This window comes from Paenibacillus cineris, from assembly GCF_018333335.1.
Lineage (GTDB): Bacteria > Bacillota > Bacilli > Paenibacillales > Paenibacillaceae > Paenibacillus_AQ > Paenibacillus_AQ favisporus.
In genome coordinates this window covers 4216261-4232284 of sequence record NZ_BORU01000001.1, presented here as the reverse complement: position 1 = coordinate 4232284, position 16024 = coordinate 4216261, and the positions used below count along the sequence as shown (strand labels likewise).

Sequence of the window (16024 nt, the reverse complement as noted above, 5' to 3'; positions counted from 1 at the left end):
CACTCAGGCGTGTGCGGCTTTTTTCCAGATGGGCAGGTAGCATAGAGGCAGAGCGGCCAGGGAGCTGATCACATTAAACAGCGTCTGCGCGTGGGCGATTTGCGCGCCTTCACTGCCGGTGATGGCCGCTACAGCCCAGTGCAGCTGCGGAATCAAGGGCATGAAGACGAGGGCTCCGCCGACGTTCAGAACCACATGGGTCCAGGCGACGAATCGGCCAGAGGCAGAGCTGCCGATGGAGGCGAGAACCGCGGTCACGCAGGTGCCGACGTTCGCGCCGAGCACGATGGCGATGCCGACGTCGACCGGCAGCGTTCCCGAGGAGGCCAGCGCGATCGCCAGGCCGATGACGGCGGCGCTGCTGTGCATCAGGGCGGTCAGTACCGCGCCGGCGGCAATGCCCCACCATACGCTGTCGGCTGCGCGGTCCAGGAACCAGCCGAACAGGCCGGACTGCTCCAGGGCCGGACCGATCTTCTGCATGACGCGGATGCCCAGCATGACCAGGGCAAAGCCGGCGATGGCCAGCGACAGAAACTGGACGGGCATCATCAGGTGCTGAATGCGGCGGATTCCCGGCGGGGAGCTCTCGCTGAAAATGACGGCGGCCGCCCACACGACCAGGGAGACGGTCAAGAGAGGCAGGGCGATCCGTCCGATCTGCAGGCCGATCAGCTCGGTGGTCAGGCAGGTGCCGATGTTGCTGCCGAGTATAATGCCGAGGGTGCGTTCGTACGTCAGCAGCCCGGCGTTGACCAGGCCCATCGTAATGACGGTGACGGCCGTGCTGCTCTGCAAGACGGCCGTGATGCCGGTGCTGAAGAGGAGCCCCTTCAGCGGCGAAGCGGTAGCCTTTTGCAGGAAGGCGGACAGGAGGGGCCCTGCCCATTTGCCGAGGGCCGCCTCCATCACCTTCATGCCGGCCATAAAAATAACAAACCCGTACACGACGGGAAACACAACAGTTTGAAACACGCGGCAAGTCCTCCTTGGGGTTGTTTATGGAGTCAACCATAGTTACGTATATGTCCAGCCCTGGACAACCATGACTCCAAGAGGGGCTTCAGCCGGGGACTTGCCGGAATCCATATATCATTTTTGAAACGTTGAAGGAGTGAATCGATTGGCATCCGTCGTATTGGAGCGCAGCCGGAAGAAGCGGCTGGAACAGGGGCATCCCTGGATTTACAACAATGAAATTGCCTCGGTGGAGGGCAGCCCGGAGCCGGGCGACCTCGTGAATGTGGTCAATCATCAAGGGCGGTACCTGGCCACAGGCTATTACAATCCGGCCTCGCAAATTACGGTCCGGGTCATCTCGTACCATCCCGTCGAGACGATGGACCGTGCCTTCTTTGCCGAACGCTTCCGCGGCTGCCTTGAGCACCGGGAGCGTTTCCTGAAAGGAGACAATGCATACCGCCTCGTGTATGGGGAAGCGGATTTTCTTCCCGGGCTGATCGTGGACCGCTTCGACGATGTGCTGGTCGTACAGCTGCTGACGCTGGGCATGGACGTGCATCGTACGGACATCGTCGACGCGCTGGTCGAGGTGCTGAGCCCGCAGGGAATCTATGAACGCAGCGACGTTCCCGTGCGCGAGCTGGAAGGGCTTGAGCAGACCAAGGGACCGCTGTACGGGGAATGCCCGCGCCACGTGACCGTGACGGAGAACGGTCTGTTCGTGAAGGTCGACATTGAAGAAGGCCAGAAAACGGGCTATTTCTTCGACCAGCGGGAAAACCGGGCTTCGATCGCTCCGCTGATGACCGGCTGGGGAGGCCGCAGCGGGATTACGCTGCAGGAAGTAGAACAGGACGGAGAGCGCGTCAGCCTTCCGGTGAACAAAAGCGGCAAAGTCGTCACCTTCCCTTATTGGGACGGGGCCACAGTGCTGGAATGCTTTTCGCATACGGGCAGCTTCACGCTGAACGCCTGCAAGTACGGAGCCAAGAAGGTCACCTGCCTCGATATTTCCCAGCATGCGATTGAGAGCGCCAGGGAAAACGTCGTGCTGAACGGCTTTGAGGACCGCGTGGAATTTGTTGTTGCCGACGCCTTCCAATATTTGCGTGATCAGGTCAAAGGTGTGGAAGAACGGCGGCAGCGGGCCGCAGGGAACGAGGAGAAGGTCGATACCTCGAAGAAAATGACCGCAGGGGGCGGCCGGACGTGGGACGTCGTTATTTTGGACCCGCCGGCTTTTGCCAAGACGAAAAGCGCCGTGAAGGGTGCCTGCCGCGGCTATAAGGATATCAACCTGCACGGCATGAAGCTGGTGAACGAGGGAGGATACCTCGTCACGGCCAGCTGCTCGTACCATATGCGCCCGGACCTGTTCCTGGCCACGATCCAGGAAGCGGCAGCCGATGCCGGCAAAATTTTGCGCCTGATCGAATGGCGTGCGGCCGGCAAGGACCACCCGCAAATTCTCGGCGTCGATGAAGGCCACTACCTCAAGTTTGCTGTATTTGAAGTTCGCAGCAGGGCTTAACTTTGATCTTGAAAAACCAAACCTTTCCGTGATGGACGGAAAGGTTTTTTGTTTTCGCAGCGGCAGCTCGTCTGAAAAAGAAGCAAGCGTAACCTTCGGGGGATTGTTAGCGTCTAAGAAGTAAGACGTTCCAAAAAAAGGGATTCAGCATACGACGGGGTGACGTAATGAAAAAAGCAATCATCGCATTAACCTTACTGATGATGTTAACAATAACAGCCTCAGGCTGCACCTCACCAGCTGCCAACCATTCGGAAGGGTGCTGTACAAACCCGGTTAGCCAAACGGCGCCGGGGCAATATCGGGACGCTGCAGGCTTTTCGAATTTAGAACAGAAAGCCATCGGTCCGATCGGGGTGCGGGAGCCGTTCTATGGCGTGCGCCTTCTGAACCGGGACGGAACGACCGTTCAGGAGTGGCCGCTAGATTCCTTAACATCGTATCAACCCGTTTGGGACGATGAGGAGGAGTATGGGCCCGGGATGCTGGTGTACAGCTTGAATGGTAGGCTGCCTTCGATTTTGCAGCAGAACGGTTCGATAAGCGTGCTATCCCAGCCGAAATGGGCGCCGCCTCAGGTGGAGTTTACGAACGATTTTGGGCTGAATGTTCAATATGCGGACCGGCTTGTCCAGAACGAGATCTATGCCATCAACGGCCATTTGAAGCTGTACCGGGTAAATATCCGATCAGGAGCGGCTCAGGAGCTGTACGAGTCCGCCCGCCCGGTCTACGGTATAGCCGCATCACCTGACAACGACCGTGTGGCGCTGCTGGTTGCTTCGGACGACACGTTTGGCCCGGATGCCGACTTGATTGTGCTGGACCGGGACGGGAACCAGCTGCTCCACCGGCCGAGAGCGAGCTATTTGTCACACAGCGACGGATTCCTGTTTATTTATCCTTTAGCCTGGAACGATAACGAGACCGTTACGGTCCCTGTTGACGGATATAAGGAGGGCCGAACCCGTGGCGTTCTTCATATCCGTCTGAACCGGGAGGGGGCGTCCTACGAAACCGATCCTAAGCTGCCGGCCGCGGCCAGGCGAATATTAGCTCAGCACGCAAGGGTTGCAAAGGAAACGGACATCACCAGCTTTACCGCCGCATCCGGGAATCCCTCCGGTTTGTATGCGGTCCAACTGGCCAATCGTGACGTATGGATTGTCGATATTCTGAAAGGGAAGGCGCTCAAAGCCGGCGTCGGCTATCCGCTGCGCTGGACGAAGGATAACCGGCTGTGGCTGGCGGCCAACCGCTCGGAGCTGCCGGCCTATTACAGCGGTATGTAATATGTCATGCGAGGCAAAATGATGATGCATTCGATGATCCGCGTATCATTTATCCAAACCCCGAACGCCAAAATGTTAAAAATCCCTTCTCGCCGGATGCGAAAAGGGATTTTTGAATTTTTTACCCAGGCTATATAAACAGCGTGCTTTTTCAATTCCAAGGCTAAAGCTCTCGCTTTGTCCGGGTTACTGTCATTCCTGCTTATAGCGATGGACCAGCTTGTCCCGGTGGGAAGCAAAAATGTCCTCCAGTCCGATGTCGTATTTGTTCGCGATCACAATCAAATTCCCCAGCACGTCGCCAAGTTCTTCCACAAGCTCCTGCTTATGCTCGTCATACGTACCCACGGCCTCATCCGGCCGGTCCCGGCCGATTTCAAGCGCCCGAATCGCCCGGGCTACTTCGCCGGTCTCCTCCGCCAAAAAGCCGATCCGGATAAAGATATCGAGCTCCGACCAGCCCCGCTGTTCGTAATACTCCTTGACCCACTGCTGAAATGCGTTCACATCCACAGTTTCTGCCTCCTCCTGCAATTCATGTTCTAGTGATAGGCACTTCTATAAGTATAAGGGATGGAGGCAAGAGGTTGGTGTGTTATTCAAAGGCTGGATTGAGGGCAAAAACCATTATTTATATTTTGGTACACATTAAATAGACTGAAAAATCATTGAAAGGAAGGGAAATCCGAATAGGCTGCTAGGAGATCACGTGGAACGGCCGGTAATTTCAGGGTTGGACGCCATGATCGTTTCCGCCGCGCGCCATATCTCCGGCAAAAAGTCGATGACCGCAGCGGCACGCGTGCTGAAGTCCTGGACGGAGTGAAAGCCGAGATCGGCCAGAAATGCTTCCAGACCGGGGGCAAGCTCCTTTTGCACTTTCGGATCGCTGTCTGCGGCGAGAATTTTATGGCAGCGCGCGAAGGTGGCTCCCATCCAAAACACCGCCTCGCGGTGGAGTCCTTGTTCAATTAACGTTATGCTCCCGTCGATGGCGATCGGGCGGGAAACCGGGGAAATATCGCTGCTGAAGAAAAAGGGCGTTTTGGCGGCCGCGGCCGCGGTGTCGAAGGTCCGCTCGAGCGACCTGACATGCTGCATCGCCCGCTCCGGCTCCAAATCGGCACAGCCGAGATGGCGAAGCAGCTCGGGGTACAGCGAGCTCAGGCCGTAATCTTCCAATACGCCGCGGACGGCTGCATAGCGGAGCCGCACCGTCGGGTTTTTCAGGGCGGCGAGCAGCAGCACATGCGTGGTGATGCCCGTAGGGAAGAGCCAGGATGTGAACAAGTCATGCAGCGGCAGGGACAAGTCGAGGCCGAGCAGAGAACGCTTGATTTGCTGCAGGACGTTTTCGCACCGCTGCCTCACCCAGACCTCATCGGCAAAATGCCGGGATACTTCTGAATACAGGCGATGCAAATGGCCATGGGGATCGGAGATGATCGTATTTACCCGGAACGGGCCTGCCAGATGGTGTGAGACGAGCACCTTTTGCACCGAGGACAGCTCGGATAGGGAGATGTAAGAGCCTTCGATCAGGGTATTCCGATATATGAACTTACCCGGTTTTACCGGCGGCTCCGCCAGTTCAGACACGACCATCACGTCGATATCGGAGCTTGGAGACATCGGGGCATCTTCCGGCATTCCGATTGTGGAACCCGTGAAATAAGCGCCCATAAATCCTTTTTCCTTTGAGGCTTGGTGCATCACCCAGTCCGCTGCAGCGGCTCTTGCGGAACCGACCGTCCCGGGCTGATTTTCAGACGAGCTTGAAAAATCCTTGATATCCACCGTATTTCCTCCCTTTGCCTTAAAGTGGGAACGTCCTCATTATAGAATGTCAGGTGAAAAATGGTAGACTGTTTGTTTTTGGAAATATGAGCTATAATAGCAATATAAGGAGCCGAAAGGCTCCTTTTTTCGTTGGATTCCGGCTTATGGGCGGCAGAAGGACAAGGGGTTGACATGAAACCAAAAGGTTTCGTATAATTTATGTGAAACCAAATGGTTTCGCATTCGAATGTAAACCGGGTTGATTGACTGCATATGGAGGTACTTATACATGGAAAACTCAACAAACAATGCTTTGCCTGATATCCGCCACACCGGCGTATTCCAGGCTCCGATCCAGAAAGTGTGGGAGGCAGTGGCGACTCCCGAAGGGCTGTCCGCCTGGTTCATGCCCAATGACATGCAGCCCGTCGTAGGCCACGAATTTCACATTAATGCCGGTCCGTACGGCATGTCGCCGTGCAAGGTGACCGAAGTGGATCCGCCGCACCGGCTGGCGTTCCGCTGGGGCAAGGACTGGACGCTTGTTTTCGAGCTGAAGGAGCTGGACGGCAAAACGGAAGTGACGCTCATCCACTCCGGCTGGAGCGCGGACCAAGTGACCGAGTTCAACCAGCCGCATACGATCGTGCGCGAAACGATGGACCAAGGCTGGGCCGGACTCCACCAGAAGCTGGGCAGATACGTCGAGGCGTAAGCATGACGGCGACTGCGTCCAAGCACGACGTGTTTCAGGCCGTGGCCGACCCGACCCGGCGCCAGCTGCTGAAGCTGCTGTCCGATCAGGAGATGCCCGTAACGGTGCTCAGCAGCCATTTTCCGATGAGCCGGACGGCGGTTTCCAAGCATCTGCGGATTCTGTCGGAGGCAGGGCTGGTGAAGGAGAGGAAGGTCGGCCGCGAGACGAGGTACCGGCTGGACCCGGGGCCTTTGCAGGAGCTCAAGGATTGGTACTCCTATTTTGAACGCTTCTGGGAGAACAAGATGGCAGCCCTGCAGCACTTCGTGGAGTCGGATGGTTCCGAACGCTTCCCTGCTCCGCTGACTCTTGTGGATAAGGAGAAGGAACAAGATTAGCCGGTGATTCAATCGCTCTATACTGAACCATGATCCCTGCATGATGGCCGGAAGGCTGGAAACTAGCATTCGTAAAAATCAAGCGAAACAAGAGACAGCGGTACAAGAGGATCACCTCCTCCTGTACCGCTGTTTGGCATGCCGGGTCACGGCGTTCCTTCGGGTTGAGCGTATCGGATAAATGCAAAAAACGGTAAGTGCCTCCTTTTTACAGTTCCGCAAACATACGTTCTTTTCAAAAAAGGTTGTGTTATACTTATATTTAATAGTTTTCGAGGTTTACATACGAAGGAGGCAACACCATGTCGGTTCATTTTCTGATCGGACGATCCGGAAGCGGCAAGACGACGGCGATCCTAAGCGAGATTACGTCCCGGCTGCAAACAGAGCCTAAGGGCAGCCCGCTGATCCTGCTCGTTCCCGAGCAGGGCTCATTCCAGGCGGAGCACAGCCTGGTATCATCGGGCGCTGTCAAAGGCAGCGTCCGTGCGCAGGTTCTCAGCTTCCGGCGCCTGGCGTACCGGGTGATGCAGGAGACCGGCGGGTCGGCGAGAGTCGGCATCAGCGAAGAAGGCAAAAAAATGCTGCTGTACAAAATCATTCAGCGCCGCAAAGAGGAGCTGAAGCTGTTCGGCGCCTCCGGCGACCAGCTGGGTTTCATAGGCAAGCTGAACGAGCTGTATACCGAGCTCAAGCGGTACTGCGTAGATTCCGCCGTGCTGGAAGAGCATTTGACCCAGCTGACGGAGCAGAAGGCGGCCGCGCCGATCCTGCGCTATAAGCTGGAGGATTTATGGACGGTGTACCGCGACTTTGAACAGGAAATATCACCGCTTTATATAGATGATGAAGATACGCTCGTCACTTTGGCCGAAGGGATTCGCAGCTCGTCTTATGTCAAAGGCGCGGACGTATGGATCGACGGCTTCCACGGGATGACTCCGCAGGAATACGGGGTTGTTCGCGAGCTGATGGCCCATGCGTCATCGGTCACCATTGCGCTCACGCTGGACAAGCCGTACCACGGCAGCATGCAGCCGCATGAGCTGGACCTGTTCCACCCGACTGCCACGACTTACATCAAGCTAAGAGGAATGGCCGACGAGCTGGGCATCGAAACGAACGATTCGATTCTGCCGGCATCGGACCTGCCCAAATTCCGCCTCAGCCCGCGGCTTGCTCATTTAGAGCGCGGTTATGACCGGCGGATTCCCTGGAAGGGGCAGGAGAATGATCAGGTTCAGGAAACCGAAGGGATTTCCCTCTATGCCGCCGAGAATCGGCGCACCGAAGTGGAAGGGGCTTTGAGGGAGATGCTGCGCCTGGCCAGGGAGGAAGGGGCGAGATACCGCGAAATGGCCGTGTTCGTCCGTAATTTGGGCGATTACGAGCATTTGGTGGAGCCCCTGTTCCGGGACTACGGCATTCCGTTCTTTCTCGACCAGAAGCGAAGCGAGCTGCACCATCCGCTGGTGGAGTTTATCCGTTCCGCACTGGATGTCGTGCGCCGGAACTGGCGGCATGAGGACGTATTCCGCTGCATCAAGAGCGACCTGCTGCTTCCGCTGGACGGGTCGCTGGGGCGGGAGGATATGGACGTGCTCGAGAACTATGCCCTCGCCTGCGGAATTCAGGGATACCGCTGGACGGACGGCCGCCCGTGGAAAGCTATTCCGAGCCTGTCCCTGGAGGAAAACGGCGGAGAGCGACGCAGATCCGGAGAGCAGCTTCTCAGCCTGATGGAGCACTGCCGGAGGGTGGTCAGCGAGCCGCTGCTGGCCTTCGGCAAGCGGGTGAAGAAGGCGGGCAGCGCCGAGGAGCTCAGCACAGCGGTCTTCCGTCTGCTCGAGGAAGCCGACATTCCCGAGAAGCTGGACCTGTGGAGCCGCGAAGCGCTGGAGTCCGGGCGCCCGGAGGCGGCGAGGGAACACCGCCAGCTGTGGGATGCGGTCCTGGAGCTGCTGGATCAGATTGTGGAAATGATGGGTACGGAGAAGATGGCCTTCGAGCTGTTTGCCGGCATTCTGGAAACGGGACTGAGCGAACTGAAGCTGGGCCTCGTTCCGCCTGCGCTCGATCAGGTGCTGATCGGCAATATGGACCGGACGCGGACGGGCGGCGTAAAGTACGCGTTTCTGCTCGGCGTCAACGACGGAGTCATCCCGGCTGTGTTTCAGGATGACGGGGTGCTGACCGAACAGGAGCGCTCCCTGCTGTCGCAAACCGGAATGGAGCTGGCGCCTGGCATTTCGCGCAAGCTGCTCGACGAACGGTTCCTGATTTACAACGCCTTGACCTCGGCCAGCCGGCATGTATGGGTCAGCTATCCGGCCGCAGACGATGAGGGCAAGGAGCTGCTGCCGTCTGAAGTAGTGAGGCATGTCCGTAAAATGTTCCCGGGTCTGCCGATTCGCCGCCTGTCGGCGCAGCCATCGGCGGAGCAGCGGGAAGAAGAGCTGCTTGCGTATTTATCCCACCCCCGCCAGAGCCTCAGCCATTTGATCATTCAGCTGCGCAAATGGAAGCAGGGCGCGGAAATTCCGCAGCTGTGGTGGGATGTGTACAACTGGTATATCCGGGAACGGGAATGGAAGGGGCCGCTGGATATGCTGCTGCGGTCGCTGTTTTACCGCAACGATACCCGCCAGCTGGAGCCGCAGACCAGCCGCAGGCTGTACGGTGCCAAAATCCGGACGAGCGTATCCCGCATGGAGCGGTTCGTGGCCTGCCCGTTTTCGCACTTCGCTTCACACGGGCTGAAGCTGCGCGAACGGCAGCTGTACCGCCTGCAGGCGCCGGATATCGGCCAGCTGTTCCACGCGGCGCTGACCCAAATGGCGCTGCGGCTGCAGGAACAGAAACGGAGCTGGGGAAGCCTGACGGCCGAAGAGTGCCGGCGCGAAGCGGAAACAACGGTAGAGCGCCTCGCTCCGATGCTGCAGGGAGAAATTTTGATGAGCAGCAAGCGCTACGGCTACATTTCGCGCAAGCTCAAAAATATCGTCAGCCGCGCCTCCGTCATTCTGGGCGAGCAGGCACGGCGGGGAAGCTTTGAGCCGGTCGGCCTGGAGCTGGATTTTGGCCCGGGTAAACCGCTGCCTCCGCTGACCTTCTCCCTTGAGAACGGAACGGTGATGGAGGTCATCGGGCGAATCGACCGGGTGGATATGGCCCAAGGCGAAAACGGACTGCTGCTGCGTGTAATCGATTATAAGTCCGGACAGAAGGACCTGCGGCTTCATGAGGTGTACTATGGCTTGTCCCTGCAGATGCTGACCTATCTGGACGTGCTGTTGACCTATGCGGAGCACTGGCTGGGCAGCAAGGCGCTGCCGGCGGGAACGCTGTATTTTCACGTGCATGATCCGATCCTGCAGTCGAGCAACGGGCTGACGATGGAGCAGGCGGCGGAAGAGCTGCTCAAACGGTTTAAAATGAAGGGGCTGCTGCTGGCCAACCGCGACGTCATATCCAAAATGGACGCATCTCTGGACAAAGGCCATTCATCCATCCTTCCGGTTGCCGTCAAATCGGACGGAAGCTTCTACAGCTCCGCATCGGTCGCCACGCCGGATCAGTGGGATACGCTGCTGTCTTCCGTCAGGGACAATATCACCCGGATTGGAACGAGAATTACCGAAGGGGACGTGGACATCGAGCCTTACCGCATCCAGCAGGAGACGGCATGCACGTTCTGTCCGTTCAAGCCGGTGTGCCAGTTTGACGAAAATGTCGAGGGCAACCATTACCATATGCTCGGCAAGCCAAATAAATCGCAGGTATGGGAAATGATGTCCAGCCGCCAAGGAGGAGATGCGCATGATCGAAATTGAAAAGCCGGCAGGCAGCATGTGGAGCGACGATCAGTGGAAGGCGATTTCGCTTCACGGCGATCACATTCTGGTCGCGGCGGCGGCAGGCTCAGGGAAAACGGCCGTTCTGGTCGAACGGATCATCCGGAAAATTTTGAATGAGGAGCAGGGCTTCAGCGTGGACCGGCTGCTTGTCGCCACGTTCACTAAGGCGGCTGCGGCCGAGATGCGTGAGCGCATCCGCGACGCGCTGGACCGGCAGCTGGAGAAGGATCCGGAGAATACCCACCTCCGGCGGCAGCTGTCCCTGCTCGGGCGTGCTTCCATCACGACGCTTCACTCCTTCTGTCTTGAAGTGATTCGCAGGTACTATCAGATGATCCCGATCGATCCGGGGTTCCGGATCCTGAACGAGAATGAAGCCGAGCTGATGCGCCAGGAAATCCTGGAGGAGCTGTTCGAGGAGAAATACGGGGAGCAGCCGGAGGAAAGCGATTTTATCGCGCTGGTGGATTGGTTCAGCGGTGAGCGTACGGACGATGCCGTCCACCATTTAGTGCAGAGGCTCTACGATTTCTCACGCAGCCACTCCTGGCCCGATCAGTGGCTGCGGGATATGGCCGAGTCCTTTTTGCTGCCGGATACGGCAAGTCTGGGCGAAAGCCAGTGGGTCAAGAGCATCCTTCAGGATGCGAGGCTGGCGCTTGCCGGGGCCGAAGGACTGCTGGAGCAGGCCCGGCGTCTGACACTGCTGCCCGGAGGACCGGGGCCCTATCTGGATAACCTGAACGCCGATCTGGAGGTAGTCCAGTCGCTCAGGGATGCGCTGGACAACCGTCCGTGGGACGAGCTGTTCGAACGCTTTCAGACAGTTTCGTTCAGCAAGCTGAAGAGCTGCCGCAAGGAGGAGACCGACCCGGCACTGCAGGAGAGGGTCAAGGAGCTGCGGGAAGCGGTCAAGAAAACGGTGCAGGATCTGAAAGGGGCGTTGTTTGGCCGGCCGGCCGATGCCTTTCTGGCCGAGCTGCACCGGGCGGCGCCGCTCATGAAGGAGCTGGCGGAGTTCGTCATTGAGTTCGGCGACCGCTATCTTCATGAAAAGCAGAGAAGAAACGCGGTGGATTTCAGCGATCTGGAGCACTACTGCCTGCAAATTTTGCGCCACCCGGATTCGTTGCCGGGTCAGCCGCTCCCTTCGGACGCAGCCATGGAATATCAGGAACAGTTCGACGAGGTGCTGCTGGACGAGTATCAGGACACCAACAGCGTGCAGGAAGATATCGTCAAGCTGATTTCGCGCGAGCTGCCGGGGAACCGGTTCATGGTCGGCGACGTCAAGCAGAGCATCTACCGCTTCCGTCTGGCGGAGCCTAGCCTGTTCTTGGACAAGTACCGCAGGTATGCTTCCGCCGAGGGCGGCGGCATCCGTATCGACCTTGCCCGTAACTTCCGCAGCCGGCTGGAAGTGGTGCATGCCGTGAACATGGTGTTCCGCCAGCTGATGAATGAGACGGTGGCGGAGATCAGCTACGATGAGCGGGCGGAGCTCGTTTACGGAGCTTCTTATCCGGAAGCCCAGCCTGAAGGGGCTTCAGGGCCGTCTCCGTACGTGCCGGAGCTGGTGCTGATTGACAAGGCCAGAGGCGGGGAGGCGTCTGAGGAAGAGCCTCAGGACAGCGACAACGGAGGTCTGATCCAGGAGAGCGAGGCCGCCGAAATGGAGACGGCTCAGCTTGAGGCCAGAGCGATTGCCAAAAAAATACGCGCTATCTTGGGTGACACATCGCCTAGGCCGATGCAGGTATTCGACAAGGAGACCAAAGCGATGCGGCCTGTCCGTTACGGCGACATGGTCATCCTGCTTCGGTCCGCCTATATTTGGGGGCCGCTGATCATGGAGGAGCTGCGCCAGCTCGGCATCCCTGCCGACGGGGAGCAGAATCAGGGGTATTTCCAGGCGACCGAAGTGGAAATTATGCTGTCCCTGCTCCAGATTATCGATAACCCCCGGCAGGACATTCCGCTTGCAGGCGTGCTGCGCTCGCCGATCGTCGGCCTGACCGAGGAAGATCTGGCACAGGTCCGGTTGTGCGGGAAGGGGACGTTCTATGAGGCCGTCATGGCGGCTGCAGGAGCGACGGTTCCCGCGTCTGCGGAGCCTGGAGATTCAATTTCGATTCCGGACGAAGAAGGGACGCTCCCTGCCTACGCTGAAAGTGCCGCCGCCCTGGAGTGGGCGGAACAAACGGAAGCAGTGGATGAGGAATTCATCCTCTCTCCAGAACTGCAGCGGAAGCTGGCAGGGTTCCTGGCTTCGCTGGAACGCTGGCGAAATATTGCCCGTCAAGGCGGCCTGGGGGATCTGATCTGGCTGCTGTACCGGGAAACGGGATATTTGGATTGGGTAGGCGGCCTTCCCGGAGGAATGCAGCGGCAGGACAATCTGAAGGCGCTGCACGACCGGGCGGTCCAGTTTGAACAGACGACATCTTCCCGCGGACTGTTCCGCTTTTTGACGTTTATTTCCAGACTGCGTGACAACGGATCAGATTTGGGCGGACCAGGCACGGCTGAAAGCCGGGACAACGCAGTGCGGATTATGACAATCCATAAGAGTAAGGGCCTCGAATTTCCGGTCGTGTTTTTGGCAGGCATGTCCAAAATGTTCAACCAGCAGGATTTGAACGCATCGTTCCTGATGCATAAAGAGCTTGGCTTCGGACCGAAATTTGTGGATACCGAGAAGAGGGTCAGCTATCCGACGCTCCCGAACCTGGCCATCCGCCGCCGATCCCAGCTTGAGCTGCTTGCCGAGGAAATGCGTGTGCTCTACGTCGGCCTGACCCGGCCGAAAGAAAAGATGATCTTGATCGGGACGGTGAAGGATCTGGAGAAAAAGGTGTCCTCCTGGGCCCAGGTGCAGAGCCGGCCGGAGCTGATGCTCCCCGATTACCTCTTGGCAAGGGGCAGAAGCTACCTCGACTGGGTCGGGCCTGCGCTGATTCGCCACCCGGCGGCCGCCAAGCTGCGCGAGCTCGGCGGTTTGGAAGGCGAGACGGCCTCCGCGCTGGAGAACGATCCGGCGGATTGGCGCATTTCGATCCTCTCCCCAGAGGATCTCACGCTGGCGGCGCTTGGGGGCTGGGAGGAAGCGGAAGAATCGACGCCGGAGCGCCGGCGCAAGCTGCAATCGCTACTTCGCAGAGAGACGGTACTCCCGGGCAGCGATGTGCCGGATGGAGGTTCTTTTTTGTCACCTGACCAAATATCCGCCCGGCTGAACTGGCAGTATCCGCATGCTGCCGCCAGCCGGCTCTCGGCCAAAACGTCCGTGACCGAAATGAAAAAGCTGCTTGCCTTGCAGGACGGGCCCACCCTGGACTGGGTCGAGGAGACCCGGGTCCGGCGGGAGCACAGTTTGCCTGCCTCCCAGCAGACAAGTACGCTTGCCCTGCGCCGGCCCAAATTTATGGAGCAGAGCCGGCTGAGTTCTACGGAACGGGGAACGGTGTACCATACCGTCATGCAGCACATCCCTCTGGATGCGGGATTGGTAGATTTGCGGGTCGTTGAAGCCACGCTGCAGCGATTGGTCGACCTGTCGATCCTTACAAGCTCGCAGGCGGAGATCGTGGAGCCGGAGCAAATCGCCTCCTTTTTTGACAGCGACATCGGAAAGAGACTGCAGTCGGCGGAGTGGGTGTCGAGGGAAATGCCTTTCAGCTACGGCCTTCCGGCTCATGAGGCGCACCAAGCGCTGCTGGCGACCGAGCGTTTTAACGAAGGGAACATCATACCGATGAAGGCAACGGATGCAGGAACCCGGGCTTCGGACGAAGTGGTGCTCATTCAAGGGATCGTCGACTGCCTGTTCCGTCAGGACGGTAAATATGTCATCGTCGACTATAAAACCGACCGGGTGCTGGAACACCGCGGCGGAATAGCCGCTCTGGCGGAGAGCTATCGGTTACAGCTGGAACTGTACGCCCGGGCGCTGGAAGATATATTAGGTGAGGCGGTCCAGGAGAAATGGCTGTACTTTGTGGATGCCAAGCAGTCCGTCTTGCTGTAGTGGAGTGTTCAGTGCTTTTTGATTTGGTAGTATTTTCGATTGGACAGGTTTTTTCGGTTGATAGGTTTCTTGATCTGATTGTTTTTTAAATGGCAGTTTGATCGTTTTTTAGAATTGATAATTTATAGAGTCGATAGTTTAATAGGATCGATCGTTTAGTAGAATTTGAATGTATTCTTAGACGCGGTCGGGTTTAGGAATGGATCGTTGGCTGAGTGTTTTCATTTTTAGGTGTGACCCATACACGGCATGAATCCGTCTGGGTTCACGGCTTGCGCGAAAGCAAGTTCAGGAGGGAGAAGCAGGATGCGCATACTTCACACGGGTGACTGGCACTTTGGACGGACGCTCGAGGGCCGGAGCCGGATGAAAGAGCAGGAAGATTTCGTTGAGGAACTGGTCCGGATCGTACACGATCAGAAGATTGATCTGGTCATGATGGCCGGGGATGTCTATGATTCGGTCAATCCGCCGGCGGCAGCGGAACAGCTGTTTTATGAGGCGGCGGCCCGGCTGACGGAAGGAGGGACGCCGCTCGTGGTCATTGCGGGCAATCATGATCAGCCCGAGCGGGTTTCGTCGGTAACGCCGCTGGTCGCCCGGCAGGGAATCACGCTGGTCGGGCTTCCCGTGGCCGAAGCCGTCACGGTTCAAGCGGTCCGGACCGGGGAGATCGCCAAGATTGCGGCGCTCCCTTATCCGTCCGAAGCCCGCTTAAATGAGCTGCTCGCCGCCGAAGGCGACGAAGAGGAGCTCCGCCGGGCATACAGCGCCCGCGTAGGCATGCTGATGCGGAAATTGGCGTCAAGCTTTACGCCCGAGACCGTCAATTTGGCCATGAGCCACATTTACGTGCTTGGCGGCGTGGAAAGCGACTCGGAACGGCCGATACAGGTCGGAGGCGCGTATACGGTGGACCCATCGGCGCTTGCGGTTGGGGCGCAGTATACGGCGCTTGGCCACCTGCACCGGCCTCAGGCGGTCAAGGGTGATGGAATGATCCGCTACAGCGGGTCCCCGCTCGCCTACAGCTTTTCCGAGGCCGGTCAAGCGAAGTCCGTTTCCATCATCGATGTGGCCCCGGGGCAGCAGCCCGTAATGGAGGAGGTTTATTTGTCCTGCGGCCGGCCGTTAATCCGGTGGAAAGCAAAGGGTGGACTGGAGGAAGTTCATCGCTGGCTGGATGAAGGCAGGGATGCGAACGGTTTTATCGATCTGGAGATTTCGCTGACCGAAGCGATGTCTCTTGGGGATATTCACAGGCTGCGCAAAAGTCACGAAGGGTTCGTACATATCCGTCCCGTGTATCCCGAGATGGAACAGGTCGAGGTGGAGTACAGCCGGTCGAGCCTGCCGGTGCCGGAGCTCTTCCGGAAGTTCTACCAGCGCCAGACCGGAGGAGCCGAGCCGGATGATGCGCTCGTTGAATTGTTCCTTGCGCTCACTTCGGAAGACGCAGAGGTAAAGGAGGAAGCGTAAC

The 16024-nt window shown here is 58.1% G+C and carries 10 protein-coding genes; 7 read left to right on the top strand and 3 right to left on the bottom strand.

The features are described from left to right. Nucleotides 1-3: 3 nt before the first annotated feature. Entirely contained in the window at nt 4-975 is a 972-nt protein-coding gene (locus KI379_RS19735) for a Na/Pi cotransporter family protein (protein WP_212984462.1), read from the bottom strand. 148 nt (nt 976-1123) lie between these two features. On the opposite strand from KI379_RS19735, the gene KI379_RS19730 reads away from it, so the two are divergent. Both KI379_RS19730 and KI379_RS19725 read left to right on the top strand, forming a co-directional pair. Then, the gene (locus KI379_RS19730) at nt 1124-2494 is read left to right on the top strand and encodes a class I SAM-dependent rRNA methyltransferase (RefSeq protein WP_212984461.1); all 1371 of its coding nucleotides are present in this window, start codon (nt 1124-1126) and stop codon (nt 2492-2494) included. A 167-nt stretch (nt 2495-2661) separates the two neighbouring features. After that, nucleotides 2662-3786: a hypothetical protein gene (locus KI379_RS19725; protein ID WP_212984460.1), complete on the top strand. Its 1125-nt coding sequence runs from the start codon at nt 2662-2664 to the stop codon at nt 3784-3786. A 192-nt stretch (nt 3787-3978) separates the two neighbouring features. On the opposite strand, the gene KI379_RS19720 is transcribed toward KI379_RS19725, so the two are convergent. Beyond that, the gene (locus KI379_RS19720; RefSeq protein ID WP_116229490.1) at nt 3979-4299 is read right to left on the bottom strand and encodes a MazG nucleotide pyrophosphohydrolase domain-containing protein; all 321 of its coding nucleotides are present in this window, start codon (nt 4297-4299) and stop codon (nt 3979-3981) included. Between the two features lie 192 nt (nt 4300-4491). Next, nucleotides 4492-5583, bottom strand: coding sequence for a hypothetical protein (locus KI379_RS19715; protein ID WP_306433680.1), 1092 nt, complete (start codon nt 5581-5583; stop codon nt 4492-4494). A 271-nt stretch (nt 5584-5854) separates the two neighbouring features. On the opposite strand from KI379_RS19715, the gene KI379_RS19710 reads away from it, so the two are divergent. The 5 genes from KI379_RS19710 to KI379_RS19690 all read left to right on the top strand — a co-directional run bounded on the left by KI379_RS19710 (nt 5855) and on the right by KI379_RS19690 (nt 16023). Next, on the top strand, nt 5855-6280 hold the full coding sequence (locus KI379_RS19710; protein WP_145131668.1) for an SRPBCC family protein: 426 nt from the start codon (nt 5855-5857) through the stop codon (nt 6278-6280). Nucleotides 6281-6282: 2 nt separating this feature from the next. Further along, on the top strand, nt 6283-6660 hold the full coding sequence (locus tag KI379_RS19705) for an ArsR/SmtB family transcription factor (RefSeq protein ID WP_163879577.1): 378 nt from the start codon (nt 6283-6285) through the stop codon (nt 6658-6660). A 302-nt stretch (nt 6661-6962) separates the two neighbouring features. After that, complete coding sequence (gene addB, locus KI379_RS19700) at nt 6963-10493, top strand: helicase-exonuclease AddAB subunit AddB (protein ID WP_212984459.1); 3531 nt, start codon at nt 6963-6965, stop codon at nt 10491-10493. Then, complete coding sequence (gene addA, locus KI379_RS19695) at nt 10474-14544, top strand: helicase-exonuclease AddAB subunit AddA (RefSeq protein WP_212984458.1); 4071 nt, start codon at nt 10474-10476, stop codon at nt 14542-14544. Before addB ends, addA begins: the two co-directional genes overlap by 20 nt. Nucleotides 14545-14850: 306 nt before the next feature. Next, nucleotides 14851-16023, top strand: a complete 1173-nt coding sequence (locus KI379_RS19690) for an exonuclease SbcCD subunit D (protein ID WP_076169795.1) — start codon at nt 14851-14853, stop codon at nt 16021-16023. Nucleotide 16024: the final 1 nt, after the last annotated feature.